Here is a 20,838-nt window from a genome sequence, read left to right as displayed (position 1 = left end):
TTGGATGAATCTTTGTTGGTGTGGATATGGTTGTGCGTTGTCATATTGGGTTGGGGCTTTTGTCGCTGGGTGTTGTGACCATGACCGCTCAGGCGGAGACGGGCTTGTACAGTCGCTTCTATCTGCGCTATCAGATTTTCAATGAGGCTGATAACGAGCGGGTTTACGAGCAGCTCGAATTCCAGGGCTCGAACTGGAGCGGTGGCAGTGGCGAGGTGGTCTATGACGATCTGCACAGTCTCTTTCTGGTGGGCGGTGCGGATTTGACCTTCAAGTTTGACTCCTGGAAGTGGTTTGCCGGCTGGGAACGATCGGGCTTCGATATCGACTACCACCTGGAAGGTGATTCTTATGAAGCTGAGGCTTACTTCGATGTCAGCAACCTCTATATGGGCATCGGTCTCGAGCGCCGCCCCTTTGAAGGCCCGCTCTGGTTCAGCGTCGCCGCTCAATACAACCTGCCTGCGGTAGAGGAAACCTTCAAAGAATTCAGGGCGGATGAATCGGAATACTGGTCGGTGACTATTTCCTTTAACCTGGCCGGTGCGAGTGCTCCGGGAAGCTGGTCAACCTATTTAGCGTCGACACAGGGCAAGCGTTTGGGGGGTGGAAGTTTTCCACGCGCCGATGGCGTGGAGGCCGGTGTTGAGGTGCCTTGGTATTTTAGTGCGGATAGTGACTGATTTTTGGTCGATTAATTGGTTTATAAAATAGAAATTCCGACTGGTTGGTCGGAATTTCTATTTTATAATAGTTAGCCGTCCGTCTTTCGTTTTTAGTTGGGTGGAGGCGGACCGTTTTCTTCTGTAACTTTATCCATTGTGAAAACGCCGTAATCTTCCAGTTCGCCGTTATTACTTTGAGCAGTAAAGCCACCAGTCATTCCTGAAGGTCCTCCATCAACCTCGCCTGTGAAGATGCCATTGACGTTGCCCTCCAGGCCAATTGGACTCCCTTCTCCTTGGCCGGAAATAACCGAGCTGTTGGAAGTTAGGGTTGCATTTAGAGTTGTGCCTTGAACGCTACCAGAGAAATCCAGATTCCAAATAGAAGAATCCGAAGAAGTGTAAGATATTCCTCCTTCAGCATAACCATCATCGAAATAAACCGTCATATCTCCGCCGACAGGAGATTGACTAAACATTGATCCTCCTGCCGCTGTTTCTAGGTTACTCAAACTAAAATCAATCGTACCAGCCAGATTGGCTTGAGTTGGCTCAGTCTCAATGAAGTAAAATGGCTGCTCAATTGTGCCAGCATTGAATCCCGTATTCTCACCAGCGTCAGTTGTTCCTGCTGGACCATCATTTTCTTGGCCAACGTAATTCCATTGTTGCCACGGAAATAATGTGTCTCCTCCGTCCGAATTGTATGTTGCGTTTGGTCGTAATATAAAATTAGGTGGATTGGATAGATTTTCGCTAGTGCCTTGATTTTCGTAGGCTACAAAAAATTCTTGGTCGGTCTCGACTCCAATTGAGTGAGCACTAGAGTAAGCAATTATTGGCCCCAATTCGGAGATAGGATTACCATTGGCATCCGTTTCAGACGGAGCCATCACTAGAATACCGACCACTGTTCCGGCACCGTCTAATGCCTCTCGCTCGGCTTCTGTCAGCACCACACTCTTTTGCTGCAATTCAATAAAAGCATCTTCGAGTTCAGAGAAATTAAACTCATTGGCACCAAAGTCGCTGTTGTTATCGGTATCGTTGATAACGCCGGTGCCGGGATCGTCCGTTGAGCCTGCGGGGCTGTCGTTGTTGAGATCGCCATCGCCATCTTCGTCACTGCCTTCGTCTTCGTCGCCTTCCTCATCTGATCCGGTTTCCGGCGTATTCGGTACATTTAAATTAGCCGGCGGGTTCAACAGACCCTGGGGTAAATTGCCGGCCTGAACCTGAGCGAAAACAAACTCGCTATCCAGGCCGAGGTTCAGTGAACCCTGGTCGTTGGTCAGGACGATGCCACCTTCGTAGACACCAACGGTCAGGGTGTCGGATTGGAACACCGCTTCGTAATGCGTACCGCGAATACCGATGCTGGCGTTGGGTGTGCGTACCTGATAAGCATCGCGTTCGGATTTGCCAAAGCTGCCGCTGATGGTGCGGAAACCACCGCCGAGCAGGTCCATCAGCACGCGTTCGTTCTGGCTGTCGGTGGCGCCGTGATATTCGCTGATGCGCAGTTGCGAGTCGGCACGCAGGGCGAGAATGGCGTTGTCTTCAAAGCGCAGTTGCAAGCGACCGTCGGCGCCGGTGACCAGCGTATCGCCTTCGAAGATGTCGGAACGGCGCTGCAAGGGGCGGCGTTGCTCTTGTGCATCAATGGCGAAGACTTCGCCGGCGGCGATTACCACTTTGCCGGCCGCGGCCCAACTGGTTAGCGGTGCTAATAAAACCAGCAGTAGAGAGAAAATCCGTATTGCGTTTTTGAGTTCCTGTCTGAGTGTTTTCATAGTGCGTCCTGCTAAATCCGTCATGGGATCAACTGCGATGCAGCGGTTGCGTTCGTCCGTGTTTAAAACAGTCAGCCGGTGTTGTTACCGGTGATGAAAACACCGGCGTTGTTAGGGCGGCTGAATGCCAGGCGGTTATTCGCACATTGAGCTTTATCCTGTTTCTCAATGTCGTCTTCGATGGCGCTGAAATCAAAATCCCCGTCGCTGATGGCGTCGGCATCTGGAACCGGCAGGGTGGTGTTGTCCGGGTCGTTGCTTGGCGCCTGGCTGTTGCCGTTAGTGAGGTCGGAAAGATCGTCGTCGCCACTGTCTGAACCGGTTTGGTTTGCCGTTGTGCCCGCTCGCGGTGTACTGAGAGCCAGCAGGTTGGTCGGCGGGTCCAGCAGGCCGAGTGGCAACTGGCCGGATTCGAGCTGGGCATAGAGGAAATCGTTGTCCAGGCCGAGGTCGATGGTACCCAGTGCATTGGTCGCAGTGAGGCTGCCCTCGTAGACGCCGACGGTCATGGTCGGGGTCGCAAAAACCACTTCGTAGTGCGCACTGTGAATGCGGACGCTGGCGGTGGGCGTGCGTACCCGGTAGCTGGCCTGATCCGCTGTGCTGAAACGGCCACCGATGGTGCGAAAACCCCCGGTTAGCAATTCCATGACCACCTGTTCGCCCTGATAGTTACTGATGCGCAGTTGAGAGTTGGCGCGCAGCGCGAGAATGGCGTTGTCTTCGAGGCGCAACTGCAGATTGCTGTTGGCGCCGGTGATCAGGGTGTCGCCTTCAAATACGTTGTCACGGCGTTGCAGCAGACGGCGTTGGTTCTGGGCATTAACGGCAAAGACATCGCCAGCGGCGATAACGACTTTACCGGCGGCCGCCCACAGTGGCGTAGGCAGCAACAGTGCCAACAACAAAAGGCAAAGTGGGAGGCCGGTTAAGCGTTTCATTTAACTGCAACTCCTAGAACGTCAGCGTAACGGACTGGTTGATAACCAGTCGGTCACGCTCGTAGGCATTGATGTTCGATATTACCCATTCTGCGCGTGCGCCGGTTCGGGTTTGTAACCAGGGTTTGGCCTGCCAGCTTAAACCCAGGTCGGCGGTGATCAGTTGGTCTTTGCGCACCTTGGTCTGGTTGCTGCCGCTGTTTTCCAGAAACAGCAAGTCGTCGTCCTGATAGGTGCGCAGGTCATGACGGAAAGCGAAGTCGGTGCTCAGCTTGTGGGGCCATTGCCAGCCCAGGCTGTAGCGATTGCTGATGCCGTTCCACTCCAGGTGTTCATCGCTGTTGCCGCCACGCCGAAAGCGGACGAACTGGCTGTCGAAACGATGCCGGCGATTGTTCTCTGCGGCGGTAAACAGCACGCCGATGGCGTCGGTACTGCTGTCGGCCGCTGCATCGCTCTGCGCAAAAGCCATATTAAGCTGAGCGGCCAGGCCACCTTCCAGAACGCCCCACAGTGGCGTTGTTGCCTGGCCACTTAACGCCGCTGAAAACTGATATGCCTCGCCACCGACCAGATTCTGGCTGAGGTTGGTGGACACCTGAGCACGTGATTTGCGCGGCAGGGCGCGTTGCAAGCGGTACTGAGCGGTGACGCGGGTCTGGTTGAACTCTTCTTCATCACCCGGGTAACGAGTGGCCTGGCCGAGCAGACCGAACACATGTCCGGTTTTCAGGCTGGTCGGTTGCACCAGGCGGGCACCGAAACGGAACTGGCTGTAGACGCTGTCGATGGCCAGCGACTCTTCGCTCAGGTCGGTCAGGCCCAGCAGATTGGGGTCGAGCTGACCATCCAGATTGCCACCGCCGTTGATGTTGGTGTCGTAACCGGCTTCGAGGCCGGCGAACATCGTGAATTGACGATCACGGGCGCGTTCAATGGCGGTTATGCGGTCGAGAAAGGCCTGAATGTTGGCCTGAACCTGGGGCGGCGGATTGGTGGCCAGTACCCGTTCGAACTCGGTGCGGCTGCGTACCAGATTGTTGTTGGCGTAGTAGGCCCGGGCCAGGTCAAGGCGGGCGCGGTGTTGTTCCGGCTGCATGATGAGTACGCGTTCCAGCGCGAAGATGGCTTCGCGGGTGTCACCATCGTGCAGCAGCAATTGGGCGTAGTAGAAATCGAAGCGCGGCGTGCCTTCAAAGCGATCCAGCAGCTCTGGTGCCATGATGCGGGCCGGCTGCCACTGGCCGGCACGAATCATGCTGATAAATTCTTCGAGCACCGGGCCGTTAACATCCTGGTCCAACGGCACAACCGGACCGTTGGTGTTGGAGGATTCGGCAGTAGCGAGCAGCGGCAGGGACAGCGCGAAAGCGAGTGCTGAAGCAGAAATGATGCCGGTCCGGCGGCGGAAATGAGCAGAGAGATCCATTGATACTTCGTCCATGGCAAATGATCCCGTCCTCAATTGCAGCCCCAAATGGACGATAACTGCAATAATCGGGCTGGGAACTACTTAAGTTGAGCGTTGGTTGCTATGCTTAGGAGCAGTTTGCCTATCAGTTCACAAAGTAGACCTTTTCGGTCTGGCCAACCACGCGGTCAGTCCACTATTTGACTGGAAATTGTCCACTTTGTGATCAGTTTAACAGTGCGACCTTGTAATTGGTATTCCAGGCGTGCTGGTGCAGTAATAAAGGAGCCCTAATGGGTTTGGACCTATCTGATTCGCTCAATAAGCACGTCTTGTTGGTTGACGACTTTGCCAACGTGCGCAAGTCGATCAAAAGCATGATTACCTCCATTGGGCTTCGCAATGTTTTTGAAGCGGCACATGGTAACGAGGCGACCCGCATTGTGCGGGAGCAAAAGCTCGATATCGTCATGTGTGACTACAACCTGGAAAAGGGCAAAAACGGCTCTCAGTTGCTCGAAGAGTGGCGTAAGCGTGGCTGGCTGTCGCACGAAACCATCTTTGTGATGATCACCGCGGAAACTTCCCGTGACCGGGTGATGGGCACCCTGGAATTCCAGCCGGACGACTATCTGGCCAAGCCTTTTGCCATGGATACGCTGAAGCAGCGCCTGGTGCGCTGGATGGACCGCCAGGAAGAGCTGCGGCCGGTCAATGCCGCTTTGGATAAAGGCGACTGGGCGCAAGTGGCCAAGATGTGCCGCGATCTGATCAAGAACAAGAGCCGCTATCGTTCCTGGGCACAGCGCAAATATCACCAGGCGCTGTTGAAGCTGGACCGACTGGAAGACGCCACCAAGTTTCTGGGCATCGTACTCAAAGAACGAGAATACCCTTGGGCGCGCTTGGAAGTGCACCGCATTCAGGTTGCCCGCAAAGAACTGCAGAAGGCCGAGAAAGGCCTGCGTACTCTGATCAACAAAGAACCCAACCTGATCGACGCCTACGATCTGCTGGCTCAGGTGCAGAACATGTTGAAGCAGCCGGAGCATGTGCAGCACACCCTGGAGCAGGCATTGGAGCGCTCGCCGCTGAGCATTCCGCGGCAGCGCAGTCTGGCCAAGGTAGCAACCGGCAATGGCGATCTGGCGACGGCAACCCGCGCCTACAAAGAGGTGGTCAATCTGTGCGAAGGCACCATGCACGATGCGCCGGACGTTTATAAAGACGCCCTGCGCGCCACCCGGACCCGCATGGCGCTGGAAACCAATGAAGCCCAGCGCCGTCGGTTACGTCTGGATGCGATGACCTATCTAAAGAAGTTGATGAAAAACTTCCCCGACGATACCGATGCCGATCTGGTATCACGCGCGTACCGTTCTTTCCTCAACGATCCGCAGGATACGCGTGCCCGCGCCGATGGCTTTATTAAGGAGCTGGCGCAAAAGGCTTCGCGCAAGATGGAAGAGTTGTCGCAGGACAGCGCCGTGGACATCGCCGAGATCATCTACGAAAAAGGCGAGAACGAACTGGCGGACGAATTGATCGACAAGCTGCGCGATTATCACCGCTCGTCCAAGGCTTTCCTGGAACGCTTGAACCAGGTGCAGACCGAACCGACGACGACCGTGGAGACGCGCGAGAAAGCGCATCAGATGAACATTCAGGGCATCGAGCATTACAAGAAGAAGCGTTACACCGAAGCGGTGGGACAGTTCGAGGAAGCACTGGAATTGTCGCCGCGTCACCCGGGTATCATTCTCAATCTGGTGCAGTCGAGTCTGTTGGAAGTGGGCACCGGTTCGCCGACCAAACAGCGGCTCGATCAATGCGTGGAGCTGGTCAAACGACTCAGCTATCTGCCACGGGACCACTATCAATATGATCGTTACCTGACCATCCGCTCCAAACTCAACGACCTGACCGATGGCGCAGTCATCGCTCAATGACGAGGCAGTCGATGAATAAGCTGGAACTCGACATGAACACCATCATGGCGTCGACCGTTCATGATGTGAAAAACGCCCTGAGCCTGATCGACGATCAGATTCGCGATGTGATGACCGAAGTGGCACAAGCCAGTCCTGAAGGTGCGGCTTACTTGAATCGCATCCGTCTGGAAACCGGCCGCATTAATAACGATCTGGTGCACATGCTGGGTCTGTATCGCATGCATCAAAACACCTTCCATCCCAGCTTTGACGATGTACCGGTGGAAGAGGTGGTGCAGGACGCCAGTTCACGCTACACCGAAAGCCTGGCGGCGCTGGGCATCGAACTGAATATCCAGATGGATGACCGGGATTGCGTTTGGTATATGGACCCGGCGCTGATCGAAAGCGTGCTGGCGAATATTCTCACCAACAGCATTCGCTATACCAAGGATCGTGTGGATCTCTTCGTGTCTGAACGTGACGGTGGGCTGTCTATTCGCGTCATCGATAACGGCGAAGGTTATCCGGAAAAAATGCTCAATTTTATGGGCACCGAAGACGAACAGGGCGATGTGAATTTCCAGACCGGCAGCACCGGTCTGGGCTTGTTTTTCTGTTACCAGATTGCTGGCTTGCATCGTAATGGCAATCGTCACGGTACCATCAAGCTGTCGAACGACCCCAAGGGTGGCGCCAGCTTTGAACTCTGGTTGCCCTGAACGACTCGTAACCGCCGAGGCCAGGGAAGAGAGTTGACCGCATGGTCAGCTTTGCTATCCTTGGCCCGTATCAACTACCCCTCAGGCCGTCATGACCGAGACCGCCCTACCTGCTGGCGCTACGTTAGTGCTGGCTCAAACACTGGATTTCCCAACCCCGACTGAATGTCGTCATCAGCCACAGGCTGCGCTGGTAATGGCCGATGGCCGCATATACTGGCACGGTGATCGTGCCGATCTGCCCTGGCCACGCGACGCCTTCGATGCCATCTACGATTACGGCGCTGCCTGGCTGCTGCCCGGTTTTATCGACAGCCATGTTCACGCCGCCCAGATGCCGGTGATGGCCAGCTGGGGTGAACAGCTGCTCGATTGGCTGGAACGTTACACCTTTCCGGCGGAACGTCGTTTTGAGGATCCTGCGGTTGCCCGCCAGGCCAGCGGTGCCTTTCTCGATAACCTGCTGGCGCACGGCACCACCACAGCCATGGTATTCGGCACGGTGCACGAAGATGCCACCGATGCGTTGTTCGAGGCGGCACAACAGCGCGGCATGGCAATGATTGCCGGCAAGGTATTGATGGATCGCCATTGCCCGGATTTTCTGCGCGATACCGCCCAAAGTGGTTTTGATGCCAGCGCCCGCCTGATTGAGCGTTGGCATGGCCGTGACCGCTTGCGCTATGCGGTAACACCGCGTTTTGCGCCGACCTCGACCGAAGCTCAGCTGGAAAGCGCTGGCGCGTTGATGAAGTTAGCCGAGGGTCTGTATAGCCAGACTCACGTCTCGGAAAACCCGGACGAAGTCGCCTGGGTGCAATCGCTGTTTCCCGATGCCCAAGACTATGTCGACGTCTATGAACGCTACGGTCTGCTGAACGATCATGCGGTGCTGGCGCATGGCCTGCATCTGACTGATCGCGAATGGCGAACGCTGGCCAGCACCGGTACCCGCCTGGCGGTGTGTCCGACCTCGAATACCTTCCTCGGCAGCGGTTTGTTTGATTTTCAGCGCGCTGAAACTGAAGGCGTTGTGTTGAGTCTGGCGACCGATGTCGGCGGCGGTACTTCCTTGTCGCAACTGGTGTCGGCGGCCGAGGCTTACAAGGTGGCGCAGTTGCGCGGCAAGAAATTATCCGCCGGTTGGCTGTTGCATCAGATTACTCAGGGCAATGCGCAGGCGCTGCATCTGGGCGATCAGATCGGTACTTTGGATGTGGGTAAGCAAGCCGATCTGGTGGTGTTGAACCCGTCGGCCAGCCAGAATCTATCGATGCGTCTGGAGGGAGTCGAGGCGCTGGATGAACAGTTATTTGCGCTGGTGATTCTTGGCGACGAGCGTTTGACCGAGGCAACCTGGGTTGCCGGTGTGCGTCGTTATTGCAATGGCCAGACAACATCCATAAGCTAAAAACAACGCGGAATCAGTAAGTTAAGGACCTTCTGCGGGCTTTGCCGGAAGTTTCCTTAACCCACCCCTTTGCAGTGTAGGAATCCACCATGGTCGATCAGGCCCAGAAACGGCTGAAGCAAGAATTTCAGACCAAGGAAAAAGCCGGACGCATACGTCAGCAAAATGAAGCCGTCATTCTGAAAGCGGCGGAAATGGAATTTTCTCAGCATGGTTTTCGTGGTGCTTCGTTAAACGCCATCGCCGAACGGGCCGGCTTGCCCAAGTCGAACATCCTCTATTATTTCCAGAACAAGGCCGGGCTCTATGGCGCTGTCTTGTCGGACATTCTGGGCATGTGGAACCAAGCGTTTAACGACGCCACCGTCAATGACGACCCGGCCGAGGCCATCGGCGCCTACATTCGCGCCAAGATTCGTTATTCACGCAGCCATCCGCTGGCGTCGAAAATCTTTGCCATCGAAGTGATTCAGGGTGCGCCGCATTTGAAAAAATACCTGGCGGATGATCTGCACATCTGGGCGCGTGGTCGTGCCAAAGTTATCCAGGCCTGGATCGATGCCGGCAAGATGGACGCTGTCGATCCCTTGCATCTGATGTTTTTAATCTGGGGTGCCACTCAGCATTACGCCGACTTTGCGACCCAGGTGCAGTGGGCGCTGGACAGTGACGAATTGGATGAAGACGACTACAACACCGCCGTAGAAACGGTGACGCACGTGGTGCTGAAAGGCATCGGCCTGGGCTGATTTAACTCAGCCTTGTGGGTTGTTTTTCTCGTGCTGAATCAGTAATTCATCCAGCGTCAGTTGGTAGGATTCGACGAAGTGGGTCATAAAATAATCCGCTTCCGGATGTTCCAGCTTGCGGATCTTACGTTCGATATCGAGCGCCGCCCGGGAAAATTCCTGATTGTTGGCGTTGAGTTCTGACTGACACTTCAAATAGGCGCTGATCAGATCGGCCGCCTTCACCAGTTCGGCGACTTCCGGGTCCATTTCTTTATGGCGCAGATAGGGCGTATAAGCCTTGCGCATCCAGGCCGGTAATTGCTCCAGCATTTCCTGCTCGGCTTCATCTTCAATGGCTTTGTAAGCGGCGGTAATGGTGCTCGAGTGGTACTTGATCGGCGACGGCAAATCGCCAGTGATGATCTCGCCAACATCATGATAGAGGGCAGCAGTGGCGACGCTTTCCGGGGAACACTGGCCGCTGAACTGTTCGTTGCGAATCACCGCCAGAGCATGAGCGATGGTCGCCACCTGCCAGGAATGTTCCATAACATTTTCTTCGATGACATTGCGCTTCAGGCCCCAGCGTTTGATCCAGCGCAGTCGGCTCAAATAAGCGAAGAAACGGTAGGTGGTCATGGTTTCTCCCGGCGGCGAATGGCGTAACGGCAGCGCTGGCCATCGCTGAGCAGATGTTCGGCGCGTTCGACCTGAAAATCCGGCCCTAAGCTGTCACGAAATACCGACAATTCCGAACGACAGAAATTCTGACAATGCTCGGCCGCCGAGCAGATCGGACAGTGGTGTTCAATCAATTCCCAACCGCCATCGGTGGCGATGACTTCGGCCATATAACCTTCACGTGAGCGTTCACTGGCCAGGGCGTCCAGCTTGGCATCGGCATTGCCGGCAACCTTATTCAGCGCAGTGCGATAACGCTCGCGTTGACTGTTTTCGCGTTCGGCGATTAAACGCTCCAGTCCTTGCTCACCAAACAGCTGACGTACCTGGCTGATCAGTTCCACGGTTAAGCGGTCGTGACCATCGCCAAAGCGATCGTGTCCGCTGCGCGTCAAACGCCACAGCCGACGCGGCCGACCACGGCCACTGGGGGTATCCTGCCAGTGCACCAAGCCATCGCGTTGCAAGCGTTCCAGATGGCCGCGCGCGCCCATGCTGGTCAGACCGGTAGCGTCACCGACATCGGCCGCCGTCAGGGCATCGCTGCGTTTAAGCAGCTGCAAGATATCATCGCGGGCACTCATGGATTGGGCTATCTCGGTTTACAGGCTGGTTACAGCCTTAGGTGGTCTTCACGACAGACTTTTCAAGTCTGGCGCTTGGCGTGGGCGCTGACAAGGACTGGCAATCACCGGGATGGAATGTTGAGATAATCACTGATCGAATTCAGAGGTGATGATGTTGCAGTTAAGTATTCCTCGCGCCTTGCGCGCTGGTGATCGTCTGGCGGCGGTCAGTTCGTCCTGGGGTGGTCCGAGCGTTTTTCCGCAGCAATATGAATTGGGCAAGCGACAGTTGGAGACCGAATTCGGCGTCGAACTGGTGGCCATGCCTAATGCCCTGCGTGATGCCGATTGGCTGGCGCAAAACCCGGCGGCGCGCGCGGATGACTTGATGCAGGCCTTTGCCGATTCGAGCATCGCCGGCGTGATTTCGACCATCGGCGGGGATGATTCCATTCGACTGCTGCCGCATCTCGATGTCGATGTGGTGCGTGCTAACCCTAAGGTGTTTCTGGGCTATTCCGATACCACCGTCAGCCATCTGTTCTGTGTTCAGGCTGGCTTGCGCTCCTATTACGGCCCTTCAATTATGGCCGGCTTTGGTGAACGCGGTGGCTTGCTGCCTTTTATGGTCGAGTCGGTGCGCGCCACTCTGTTTGAACCGCAACCCACCTGGATATTACCCGCCAACGCCGACGTCTGGTCCACCGAGGTCGTCGACTGGTCCATCCCGGTGGCAGGCAGCCCAACCCGACCGCGCGAACAGCCGCTGCCTTGGCAATGGCTGCAAGGTGAGGGGCAAGTGCAAGGGCATTTGCTGGGCGGCTGCATGGATACCCTGGAAGGGCTCAGAGGCACACCGTTGTGGCCAACGCTCGACCAGTGGAGCAGCGCCGTGCTGTTTCTGGAAACCTCGGAAAATGCGCCGTCACCGAACCGTCTGCTGCGCTTTATCCGCTCGCTCGATGCCATGGGCGTATTACGCCGCTTGAATGGCATTCTGCTCGGCCGTCCCGGTGGTTGCCGGCCGGAGCGCTTTGCCGATTACGACGCTGCTTTGCTGCAAGGCGTACGTGCTGAGGCCGGGCTCGATATTCCGCTGGTCACCCAGCTCGACTTCGGCCATACCGATCCGATGTGGGTGTTGCCGATGGGTGCGCAGATCGCCATCGATTGCGAGGCGCAGCAGTTGCGTCTGGGTGAGCCGGCAACCATGCCAAGTGACTGATTTTGCTTGGAAGATAGGGTAGAGTAGCCGGCACTGAATCACTGCGAAACGGCTGTTATGACCACCGAATTTGACGACATTCGCCCTTATCACGACGACGAAGTACCGGCCATGCTCAAGGCCACTTTGAATGACGTCGAATTGCACAGCGCCATCGCTTCCTGGGTGGCGCCGGGATTGAACCGCAAAGCGCCTTGGTTGATCCGTCCCTTGGTTAAGCTGGCGCTGAAGTGGCATTTTCGCGGCGTGCGCCGGGTCGATGATTTCCAGCCCAAGCTGCGCGGCTTCGTTAAGCGCATTCTCGATAAATCGGTTGCCGACTTGCAGGTGCGTGGTCTCGATAAACTCGATCCGAACAAGGCCTATCTGTTTGTTTCCAATCACCGCGACATCGTTATGGACCCGGCCATGGTCAACTGGGCGTTGTACCACGCCGGTTTTCAGACGGTGCGGATTGCCATTGGCGATAATCTGCTGAGTAAACCCTTTGCGTCGCATCTGATGCGGCTGAACAAGAGTTTTATTGTGCGTCGTGCCATTAAAGGTGTAAAAGCCAAGTGGCAGGCGGCGCAGACGCTGTCGCGTTATATCCATCACTGCATCACCGTCGACAACGCCAACGTCTGGATTGCCCAGCGCGAAGGTCGCGCTAAAGACGGTTACGACCGCACCAATCCGGCGGTGATCAATATGTTCAGTCTGAGCAAGCCGGCCGATCGCGACTTCGGTGATTACATTCGCGAGTTGAACATCGTGCCGGTGTGCATCAGCTACGAACTCGATCCGCTTGATCTGGCCAAGGCGCGCGAGCTGCACGCTCAGCTGGAAAAGGGCGGCTATCGCAAACGCGCCCACGAAGACATTCAGTCGATTGCCCGGGGAATGACCGGTTGGAAAGGCCGGGTGCAGCTGACCTTTGGCGATGTGCTGGATGGCGATTACCAATCCGACGAGGCGGTGGCCGAGGCGATTGATCAGCAGGTGCATCAGCTGTATCGCGTCTTTGAAACCAGCGACTGGGCTTATGCCGTGCTCGAAGGTGAGACGCCTGTGCCGGCCAATGCCGAAGTCGAACAACTGGCGCGCCGTGTCGGCAGTGCCCGCGCAAGCCTCAAACCTTATCTGCTGCGGCAATACGCCAATGCGGTGCGCATGAAACAGGGCCAGGCGCCCTTGGTGTCGCCGCTGCCTGGCGACGACAGCGCCGCTCAGTAACTGCGACTTTCCTGCGGCAATTGGCCGTTCATCACCCGCACGGCGGCGGCGCGCTGATCATTGCGCAGCCGTCGGTTGGCGACAAAGCGCACCAGCCAGGGCAGCGGCCGAATTGCTTGACCAGTCGCCGACGCCAGCACATAAGCCTTAGCACATTGCTCGAATAACTCAGCATTGAACACCAAACGATGGGCGGTGGTGCCCAACAGCAAGGGCTGACCGGCAAGCCAATGAACGTTACCGCCGCTGTCGAGATGTTGCGTGTCCTGTTGGCTGACCGCTGCCATCTTGCCCAGATGCCGGACTTGGGCGTCGAACACCCCAGGCATCTGACCGTCCAGGTCGAACAAATGCTGGCCATAGCGACCGCAGCCCGCGGCGATGGCGCAGACATCCAAGCGGCTGCGGAACAAATGTTCGGCCAAGGCTGACTCGCCGTTGCCGGCGCCGGCCATCCACTGCGGCCGTCCGGCGCTGGCCTTGCCAAACCAAAAGCCGTCGCCGCCAGGTACGCGCAAAGCCAGCCAGGCACTGGGTGTTTGCAGCAGTTGCTGGTTCTTGAGCCGGCTCAGACTCGATTGCCAGAGCTTACGCTGAGTCTCGATCAGCTCGCTCATACGCCACCTCCTGTTGCAGATCGCTGAGCAGAGCGCTCAGTTTGTTGGCCTCATCCGGTTGCACAGACCTCAGGCGCTGTTCAATCCGTTGCTGCAAATGCGCCGCTGCGAACTGTTCCAGCTGTTCCATCGCCGCTATGGTGGTATCGCTGTCGATGCCGGCGCAGAGCACGCCATGATTGCGCATCAGCCAGATGTGGCCGTGTTGATCAACCGCACGTTCGAGTCGGTTAGCCAGCCAGCGTGTGCCAGGCGCGTAGCCAACCAGGGCGATTTGTTGCCCAAGCACGGCTTGGTGTGCTGCCGGTACGGCAATGGTTTCGCCCAGCAGGGCGCAGGCGCTGGCCAGGGGTTGGTGGCTGTGAATGCTGCAGTTCAGGTCGGGTCGGCGGCGCAGCACCCGGGCGTGCAGTCTGGATTCGACCGATGGCGGTCGCGTCGCTTCAATCAGCGACAGGTCGTTCAGTCGCAGTACGCAGATATCGGCTGCGGTCATGCTCAGACAGTCGGTTGCCGGGGGCGTAACCGCGACCACGTCCTTGTCGAGGCGCAACATCAGACTGCCGCCAGCGTTAGCAAAATACCCTTGGTCGGACAGTTGCAGGCACAGCTCAACCAGGGCCTGGCGCTGGTGTTCAAATAGCATCGTTAGCTTCCCTTGTTAGTGCATCCTTGGTCTTACCCGCTACACCATAGTACCGATGTCAGAGTTCGCTATAACGATGCCATTCGTCATGCCAACCTCTGCTCCAGAATGTGAAGCGGTTCTAGCTGTTTGACCTTGTTGGCTGCCAGCAGCTCGTCGATATGTCACTGCCCGCCACCGCCCGGTGCTTTGAAGCGCTCAGCATTTACCGCCATCCGCTGCTGAGAAATCAGGTTATACCGTTATCTTTCGGAGCGGTTTTGTATCTTGGTGGGTTGAGGTTGAGGTGAACAGGACTGGGTTGTGGGGTTAGATGAAGCGGGCAGGGGGAACAGGGAACAGACAAGGGAAGCAGACAAGGGAAGCAGACAAGGGAAAAGGTCAGTTGGTTCGGCGCGGTGGTGAGTGGCGCTGGACCGGCGGGCTGGACGTGCAACCGGTCCGTGACGGTTAGCTGGCGTCGGCCAGCCAGTTACGGATCACCAGTCGGCCACTGGAATCATCACGTTCGAAGTCGATGCGTCGCGGCAGGGCGTCGGCACCTTCGCCATAGTAGGACGGGAAGCTGACGGTCCAGCCGGATTGTTGCAGCCGGGTCAGGCGGCCCTGGTTATCGAGCGTCAGGGTGCCGATATCTCGCGGTGAAGCCCGACCACGCACCCAGTATTGCAGGTGATCCAGCGGCAGGTTCATATCGGCCAGCCGTTGACCCAGTTCGGTCAGGCTGCGCGCGCGCCAGACATCATCGCCCTGACGCAGCGTGACCCGTCCCGGTCGGCCGGCCACTTCAACCCGGCCCTGGCCAAGCGGGCCACTCAATTCGATTTCAAAATCGGCTTGCGATTGCACCCAGTCGACATTGAAGCTGCTCGCTTCCCTGGCATTGCGCACCGCCATCTTGCCGCTGAAGGCCCAGGTTTCGGTGAGGTCGGCGTAGTCGGGTTGCGGTTCGCGGTTGGCGCAGCCGGCGAGGACCAGCAGTGCGGTTATCAGTATCAGCAGCTGTTTCACAGTTCCACTCCGAAGCGTTCCACCATGCCTTCGGCGGTCGGGCTGCTGGCGTTCAACTCGAAGGCATGACGCAACCAGCGCAACGCTTCGTCGCGTTCACCCTGAACCCATAACACTTCGGCCAGGTGGGCGGCGACTTCATCGTTATCAAAGTCGGCCAGCGCTTTGCGCAACCAGTCTTCGGCAACCACCAGATTACCCAGTCGATATTCCACCCAGCCTTTGGAGTCCATGATCGCCGGATCGTCCGGCTCCAGTGCCAGAGCGCGATCGATGTAGTCTTTTGCCTGCGCCAGATTGATGTCGCGATCGGCCCAGCTGTAGCCCAGCGCATTCAACGCCGAGGCGTTATCCGGGTCCAGTTCCAGAACGGTACTGAGGTTGCTGTCGGCCAGCTCATAGTTGCCGGTGCCGGTGGCGATCAGCGCCTGGTCGTAGAGCAGGGCGGTGTCACGCGGGTTCTGTTCCAGGCCATCATCCAATACCGCTATGGCGCGTTCCGGTTCACCCCGGCTGCGCAGGGCGCCGGCTTCCAGTCGCCAAAGCAGGGCGTTCTGCTGTGGAAGATCGGTGCGTGCCTGAGCCAGCAAGTCGCGCAGTTCCGCCAGATTATCCTGTGCCCAGAGTTCGCTCAGTTCGGCCAGCGCCGAAATCCGGTAAGGCGCATCCTGCACTGCCAAAAAGTGATTGGCGGCCAGCTCTGGACGGGCGTATTCGACGTTGATGCGGCCCAGATAATAGTGCGCTTCATCGGCGTGAGCGCTTTGTGTCAGTCGTTTGAACAGCGCTTCAGCGGTGTCGTAATCGCCGGCTTCGAACGATTCACGGGCGAAGGTGCGCACGATCAACGGTTCGTTGGGGAAACGGTTGAACAGCGATTCCAGCACCTCGGTTTTATCGGCCATGCCCTGGCTGAAGGCGAAACTGGCATAGGCGCTGGCAACCTGGCTGTTGTCGGGAAAGCGCTCGGTCAGGTCGGCGATCAACTGGTGCGCCTGATCAATCTCATCGCGCTCCAGGTGCAGGCGGTAGGCCAGCAAGCCGGCGCCCGGGCTGTCGGATAGCTGACGCGAGCGCTGCACCTGAGCGTAGGCCGCATCGAACTCGCCGGCATCGGCCAGCAGACGGGCGCTGCCATACGGCAGATTGGCCGATTGCGGATATTGTTGCTGCAAACGCTGGTACATGTTCGCCAGTTCGATCTGACGTTGTGGCGATAAGTGACCGGTACCGATCAGAGCGGTTTCTACCGGCGCCTGAGGGTCACGATCGAGCCAGGCGATAAGCGCTTGCTCGCCGGTATTAAAGTCGCCGTTGGCCAGACTCGATACCGCCAGACCCTGCCAGGCTTCAGGCACGTCTGGTTCCAGTTCCACCCAGTGTTGGGCGTGTGTCTGCATGCGGCCATAGTCGTTGATCAACTGGCTCAGCGCCGAGGCGCGGCGCGCCACTTGCGGATCGTCGATGCGGTTGTCGAGGCTGCTGTACAGTTCGGTCGCAGCCCCAAATTCACCTCTGTTGGTGGCAATTTCCGCGAGCAATAACTGATAGAAGCTCTGACCATCGAGCGGTGTGTTGGCGATTTCAGGCTCACGATTTGTCGTGGCTTCGACAGCGCTGGTTTGGCCTGCTGACTGGGCACTGGGCGATGTCATGCCGGTGGCGCAACCACTGAGCACTAAGCTAGCCAGGGTAAGGGCGGGCAAAACACGAATAAGACGGAAACGATGTTCGGTGTTAGCTGACTTCATGCGATGACGGTTGTCCTGATCAGTAGAAACGGCATGACTGCGCGGCTCATTGTGCCAGATGGTGATAGCAGTGTCCCATCCAGCCTTGGCGCGACTTTGCTGCGATGCCGTCGATCATAAGGGGACGCCGCTACTAGGCTGGCTGTTGTATTGAGTAAAGCCGTGTAAAGGCCGGCTTAGGGTGGTTTCCGGCGCTGGGGCTGTCGCCTCGAACCGGGAAAATCGGTAGACTACGCGCCTTCCAGCGATAGCGAGTGGACCCCGCCTGAGATGTCATTAGTGGCCATCGGCATCAATCATCAGACCGCCCCGATTGATATTCGGGAGAAGGTCAGCTTTGCGCCTGAAACCATGTCGGAGTCGCTGGCAGCGGTGTTGTCGTTACCGGGTATCGAAGAAACCGTCATTTTGTCGACCTGCAACCGCAGCGAAATTTATTGCGCCGCCGACGAGCGCAGCATTGAAGCGGTGGTGCAATGGCTGGCGGATTACCACAACGTCGATATCAATCAGTTGCGCGATGCGCTCTATATTCATGTCGATCGGCCTGCCATTGAGCACCTCGGTCGCGTCGCCGCCGGCCTCGATTCCATGGTGCTGGGCGAGCCGCAAATTCTCGGTCAGTTAAAATCCGCCTTTGCCGTGGCTCAGGAATACGATTCGGTCGGCCAGCAACTGAATCATCTGTTCCAACACAGTTTCCGCGTCGCCAAATCGGTACGGACGCAAACCGCTATCGGCGAGAATGCCGTCAGTGTCGCCTTCGCGGCGGTCAGCCTCAGCACCCGCATTTTCGATACCTTAAGTAATTGCCGCGCGCTGCTGGTCGGCGCCGGTGAAACCATCGATCTGGTGGCGCGTCATCTGCGCGATAAAGGCGTGACCGATCTGGTGGTCGCCAACCGCACCCTGACCCGGGCGCAGCAACTGGCCGAACAGTTTGGCGCTCGGGCGGTGTTACTGTCGGATATTCCCGATGAATTACCCAAGGCCGATATCGTCATCAGTTCCACCGCCAGTCAGTTGCCGATCATCGGTAAGGGCATGGTCGAACGCGCTCTGAAAAAACGCCGTCACCGTCCGGTCTTTATGGTCGATATCGCCGTGCCGCGTGATATCGAAGCCGAAGTTGGTGAGCTGGGCGATGTCTATCTGTACACCGTCGACGATCTTAAGTCGGTGATCGAAGCCAATGTGCGCAGCCGGCGTGAAGCCGCCAAAGAAGCGTTGCAAATTATTGGCCGCTCGACCGATGCTTTTAATCAATCCTTGATGGAACGGCAGGCGGCGGATGTGATTCGCCAGTTGCGCAGCAAGACCGAAGCCATGAAAAGCAGCGAACTGGAAAAGGCGCGCCGGGCGCTGGCCCAGGGCGGCGATCCGGAGCAGGTGCTGGAACAGCTGGCGCGCGGTCTGACCAATAAACTGCTGCACGCCCCGACCGTGGCGTTACGCAAAGCGCACGGCGATGGCGAAGCCGATGCCCGTGACTGGGCCACACGCCTGTTCGATCTGGAAGATTCCTAGCGGTCCCATCCGCACAATCATTTTTTTTGTTCGGACCGTTGCTGACAACGGTTCGCTGCAACCACAGTTGGAATTCGAACGCATGAAAGACTCCATCCGCCACAAGCTGGCCGATTTAACCGAACGTTATCAGGAACTGGCCCGTTTAATGGCCGAACCCGATGTCATTGGCGATCAGAACCGCTTCCGCGCTTATTCCCAGGAATACGCCGAGCTGGAAGAAGTGGTTAGCTGTTTTGAAGATTATCAGGGCAGCGAAAGTGATCTCGAAGACGCCCGTTTAATGCTCAACGACAGCGACCCGGACATGCGCGAACTGGGCAAAGACGAAGTGCGTGCAGCCGAAGCCCGGTTGGCTGAACTCAGCGAGCAACTCGAAGTGCTGTTATTGCCCAAAGACCCGAACGACGGCAAGAACGTCTTTCTGGAAATTCGCGCCGGCACCGGTGGCGATGAGGCCGCGCTGTTTGCGGGCGATCTGTATCGCATGTACGCCCGTTATGCCGAACAGCTGGGTTGGCGTCTGGAAATTTTATCCGCCAGCGAAGGCGAGCACGGCGGCTACAAAGAAGTGATCACTCGCATCAGCGGCGAGCGCGTTTATTCGCGGCTGAAATTCGAATCCGGTGCGCACCGGGTGCAGCGCGTTCCGGCCACCGAAAGTCAGGGCCGCATTCATACCTCGGCCTGCACCGTGGCGGTGATGCCTGAAGCCGATGAACTGGCCGAAGTGGAAATCGATAAGAATCAATTGCGCGTCGATACCTACCGCGCCTCTGGTGCTGGTGGTCAGCACGTCAACAAAACCGATTCAGCGATTCGTATTACTCACCTGCCGACCGGCATCGTCGTGGAGTGTCAGGACGAGCGTTCGCAGCACAAAAACCGCGCCCGGGCGATGTCGTTGCTGGCGGCGCGTTTGCAGGATGCGCAGCAAAGTGCCGCCGCTCAGGAACAGGCCGATACTCGTCGCTCGCTGGTTGGCAGTGGTGATCGTTCGGAGCGCATTCGCACCTACAATTTCCCGCAGGGACGGGTCACCGATCACCGCATCAACCTGACTTTGTACAAGCTCGATGAAGTCATGACCGGCGATCTCGATCCCGTCATCGTGCCCTTGGTGCAGGAAGACCAGGCACGGCTGCTCGCGGAGATGGCATCGTGAGCAACAGCGTCAAAGCGGTACGGCAGTCGGCGCTTGCCCGTGGGCTCGATGCGCTCGACGCCGATCTGCTCTTGGCGCGCGCTCTGGGTCAGACCCGCACCTGGCTATTCACCTGGCCGGATAAAATCGTAGAGCCGGGTCCGTTAGCCACCTTTGAAGCGTTGCTCGAGCGTCGTCTGGCGGGCGAGCCGGTGGCGCATATTCTGGGTGAGAAAGAATTCTGGTCGTTGCCGCTGGCGGTTGATAATTCCACCCTGGTGCCGCGTCCGGATACCGAAACGCTGGTCGCCGCCGTACTCGATCGCTTTGCTACCGCGCCGTTGAATCTTGCCGATCTGGGCACTGGCACCGGCGCCATCGCTTTAGCGCTGGCCAGCGAACGGCCGGCTTGGAATATCGTGGCGATTGATCGCATTCCCGAAGCGGTAGCGTTGGCACAACTCAATGCCGAACGCTTAGCTTTGCCGGTTAAGGTGTTGGAAGGTAACTGGTGTGCGCCGCTGGCCGATGCCAGCCTGGATGTGCTGGTCAGCAATCCGCCTTATATCGATGCCCAAGACCCGCATCTGGCGCAGGGTGATGTGCGCTTCGAGCCGCGTTCTGCGCTGGTGGCGGATGAACAAGGCTTAGCCGATATTCGGCGCATCATCGGAGCAGGGCGTCGGGTGTTAAAACCAAGTGGCTGGTTGTTTCTGGAACATGGCTGGCAGCAGGGTGAGGCGGTGCGTCAGTTGCTTAAGCAGGCCGGTTATCACCAGATTAAAACGTTGCATGATCTGGCTGACCGCGAACGGGTCAGCCTGGGGCATTTATAGTTGGGAAGTTGTTC

General features: G+C 57.4%; 19 protein-coding genes. 10 read left to right on the top strand and 9 right to left on the bottom strand.

The window, feature by feature from the left end; translation table 11 throughout:
• Positions 1-32: 32 nt before the first annotated feature.
• Positions 33-683, top strand: coding sequence for a hypothetical protein (locus tag ABMA60_RS10525; RefSeq protein ID WP_392802591.1), 651 nt, complete (start codon positions 33-35; stop codon positions 681-683).
• 92 nt (positions 684-775) lie between these two features.
• Here ABMA60_RS10525 and ABMA60_RS10520 read toward each other — a convergent pair whose 3' ends face one another.
• From ABMA60_RS10520 to ABMA60_RS10510, 3 genes are all read right to left on the bottom strand, one after another.
• Complete coding sequence (locus tag ABMA60_RS10520) at positions 776-2,458, bottom strand: FecR domain-containing protein (protein WP_392802588.1); 1,683 nt, start codon at positions 2,456-2,458, stop codon at positions 776-778.
• A 71-nt stretch (positions 2,459-2,529) separates the two neighbouring features.
• Complete coding sequence (locus tag ABMA60_RS10515) at positions 2,530-3,399, bottom strand: FecR domain-containing protein (RefSeq protein ID WP_392802585.1); 870 nt, start codon at positions 3,397-3,399, stop codon at positions 2,530-2,532.
• Positions 3,400-3,412: 13 nt separating this feature from the next.
• A complete protein-coding gene (locus tag ABMA60_RS10510; RefSeq protein ID WP_392802583.1) occupies positions 3,413-4,843 on the bottom strand; it encodes a tetratricopeptide repeat protein in 1,431 nt (476 codons plus the stop codon).
• Between the two features lie 260 nt (positions 4,844-5,103).
• On the opposite strand from ABMA60_RS10510, the gene ABMA60_RS10505 reads away from it, so the two are divergent.
• From ABMA60_RS10505 to ABMA60_RS10490, 4 genes are all read left to right on the top strand, one after another.
• A complete protein-coding gene (locus tag ABMA60_RS10505; protein WP_392802581.1) occupies positions 5,104-6,759 on the top strand; it encodes a response regulator in 1,656 nt (551 codons plus the stop codon).
• 11 nt (positions 6,760-6,770) lie between these two features.
• Positions 6,771-7,463 (top strand): sensor histidine kinase, encoded by a 693-nt coding sequence (locus tag ABMA60_RS10500; protein WP_392802579.1) that lies wholly within the window; start codon positions 6,771-6,773, stop codon positions 7,461-7,463.
• A 91-nt stretch (positions 7,464-7,554) separates the two neighbouring features.
• Entirely contained in the window at positions 7,555-8,874 is a 1,320-nt protein-coding gene (gene guaD / locus ABMA60_RS10495; protein WP_392802576.1) for a guanine deaminase, read from the top strand.
• 89 nt (positions 8,875-8,963) lie between these two features.
• Positions 8,964-9,623 carry a TetR/AcrR family transcriptional regulator gene (locus ABMA60_RS10490; RefSeq protein ID WP_392802574.1) on the top strand — a complete coding sequence of 220 codons (660 nt, stop codon included), beginning with the start codon at positions 8,964-8,966 and terminating at the stop codon, positions 9,621-9,623.
• Positions 9,624-9,629: 6 nt separating this feature from the next.
• Here the strand turns inward: ABMA60_RS10490 and yfbR are convergent, their stop codons facing one another.
• Together yfbR and ABMA60_RS10480 are read right to left on the bottom strand one after the other, a co-directional pair.
• The gene (gene yfbR, locus ABMA60_RS10485) at positions 9,630-10,244 is read right to left on the bottom strand and encodes a 5'-deoxynucleotidase (protein WP_392802571.1); all 615 of its coding nucleotides are present in this window, start codon (positions 10,242-10,244) and stop codon (positions 9,630-9,632) included.
• Positions 10,241-10,870, bottom strand: a complete 630-nt coding sequence (locus ABMA60_RS10480) for a helix-turn-helix transcriptional regulator (RefSeq protein WP_392802568.1) — start codon at positions 10,868-10,870, stop codon at positions 10,241-10,243. The genes yfbR and ABMA60_RS10480 overlap by 4 nt, the downstream gene beginning before the upstream one ends.
• 154 nt (positions 10,871-11,024) lie before the next feature.
• On the opposite strand from ABMA60_RS10480, the gene ABMA60_RS10475 reads away from it, so the two are divergent.
• Both ABMA60_RS10475 and ABMA60_RS10470 read left to right on the top strand, forming a co-directional pair.
• Positions 11,025-12,077: a S66 peptidase family protein gene (locus ABMA60_RS10475; protein WP_392802565.1), complete on the top strand. Its 1,053-nt coding sequence runs from the start codon at positions 11,025-11,027 to the stop codon at positions 12,075-12,077.
• 57 nt (positions 12,078-12,134) lie between these two features.
• Positions 12,135-13,292 (top strand): 1-acyl-sn-glycerol-3-phosphate acyltransferase, encoded by a 1,158-nt coding sequence (locus ABMA60_RS10470; RefSeq protein ID WP_392802562.1) that lies wholly within the window; start codon positions 12,135-12,137, stop codon positions 13,290-13,292.
• On the opposite strand, the gene ABMA60_RS10465 is transcribed toward ABMA60_RS10470, so the two are convergent.
• From ABMA60_RS10465 to ABMA60_RS10450, 4 genes are all read right to left on the bottom strand, one after another.
• On the bottom strand, positions 13,286-13,909 hold the full coding sequence (locus ABMA60_RS10465; RefSeq protein ID WP_392802560.1) for a hypothetical protein: 624 nt from the start codon (positions 13,907-13,909) through the stop codon (positions 13,286-13,288). The two genes, ABMA60_RS10470 and ABMA60_RS10465, sit on opposite strands and share 7 nt — an antisense overlap.
• Positions 13,881-14,555, bottom strand: a complete 675-nt coding sequence (locus ABMA60_RS10460; RefSeq protein ID WP_392802557.1) for a class II aldolase/adducin family protein — start codon at positions 14,553-14,555, stop codon at positions 13,881-13,883. Before ABMA60_RS10460 ends, ABMA60_RS10465 begins: the two co-directional genes overlap by 29 nt.
• Before the next feature lie 450 nt (positions 14,556-15,005).
• Positions 15,006-15,566 carry a lipoprotein insertase outer membrane protein LolB gene (gene lolB / locus ABMA60_RS10455; protein WP_392802555.1) on the bottom strand — a complete coding sequence of 187 codons (561 nt, stop codon included), beginning with the start codon at positions 15,564-15,566 and terminating at the stop codon, positions 15,006-15,008.
• On the bottom strand, positions 15,563-17,317 hold the full coding sequence (locus ABMA60_RS10450) for a tetratricopeptide repeat protein (protein ID WP_392802552.1): 1,755 nt from the start codon (positions 17,315-17,317) through the stop codon (positions 15,563-15,565). Before ABMA60_RS10450 ends, lolB begins: the two co-directional genes overlap by 4 nt.
• Positions 17,318-17,587: 270 nt before the next feature.
• Here ABMA60_RS10450 and hemA point away from each other — a divergent pair, with 270 nt between their 5' ends.
• From hemA to prmC, 3 genes are all read left to right on the top strand, one after another.
• The gene (gene hemA / locus ABMA60_RS10445; RefSeq protein ID WP_392802549.1) at positions 17,588-18,844 is read left to right on the top strand and encodes a glutamyl-tRNA reductase; all 1,257 of its coding nucleotides are present in this window, start codon (positions 17,588-17,590) and stop codon (positions 18,842-18,844) included.
• Positions 18,845-18,926: 82 nt separating this feature from the next.
• Positions 18,927-20,009 (top strand): peptide chain release factor 1, encoded by a 1,083-nt coding sequence (prfA, locus tag ABMA60_RS10440; RefSeq protein ID WP_392802547.1) that lies wholly within the window; start codon positions 18,927-18,929, stop codon positions 20,007-20,009.
• The gene (gene prmC / locus ABMA60_RS10435) at positions 20,006-20,824 is read left to right on the top strand and encodes a peptide chain release factor N(5)-glutamine methyltransferase (protein ID WP_392802544.1); all 819 of its coding nucleotides are present in this window, start codon (positions 20,006-20,008) and stop codon (positions 20,822-20,824) included. Before prfA ends, prmC begins: the two co-directional genes overlap by 4 nt.
• The last annotated feature ends 14 nt before the right edge of the window (positions 20,825-20,838 follow it).

The sequence above is a fragment of the Saccharospirillum sp. HFRX-2 genome (assembly GCF_043196805.1).
GTDB lineage: Bacteria > Pseudomonadota > Gammaproteobacteria > Pseudomonadales > Natronospirillaceae > Saccharospirillum.
The sequence above is the reverse complement of the archived record's forward strand: the minus strand, read 5'-3'. Positions and strand labels throughout refer to the sequence as shown.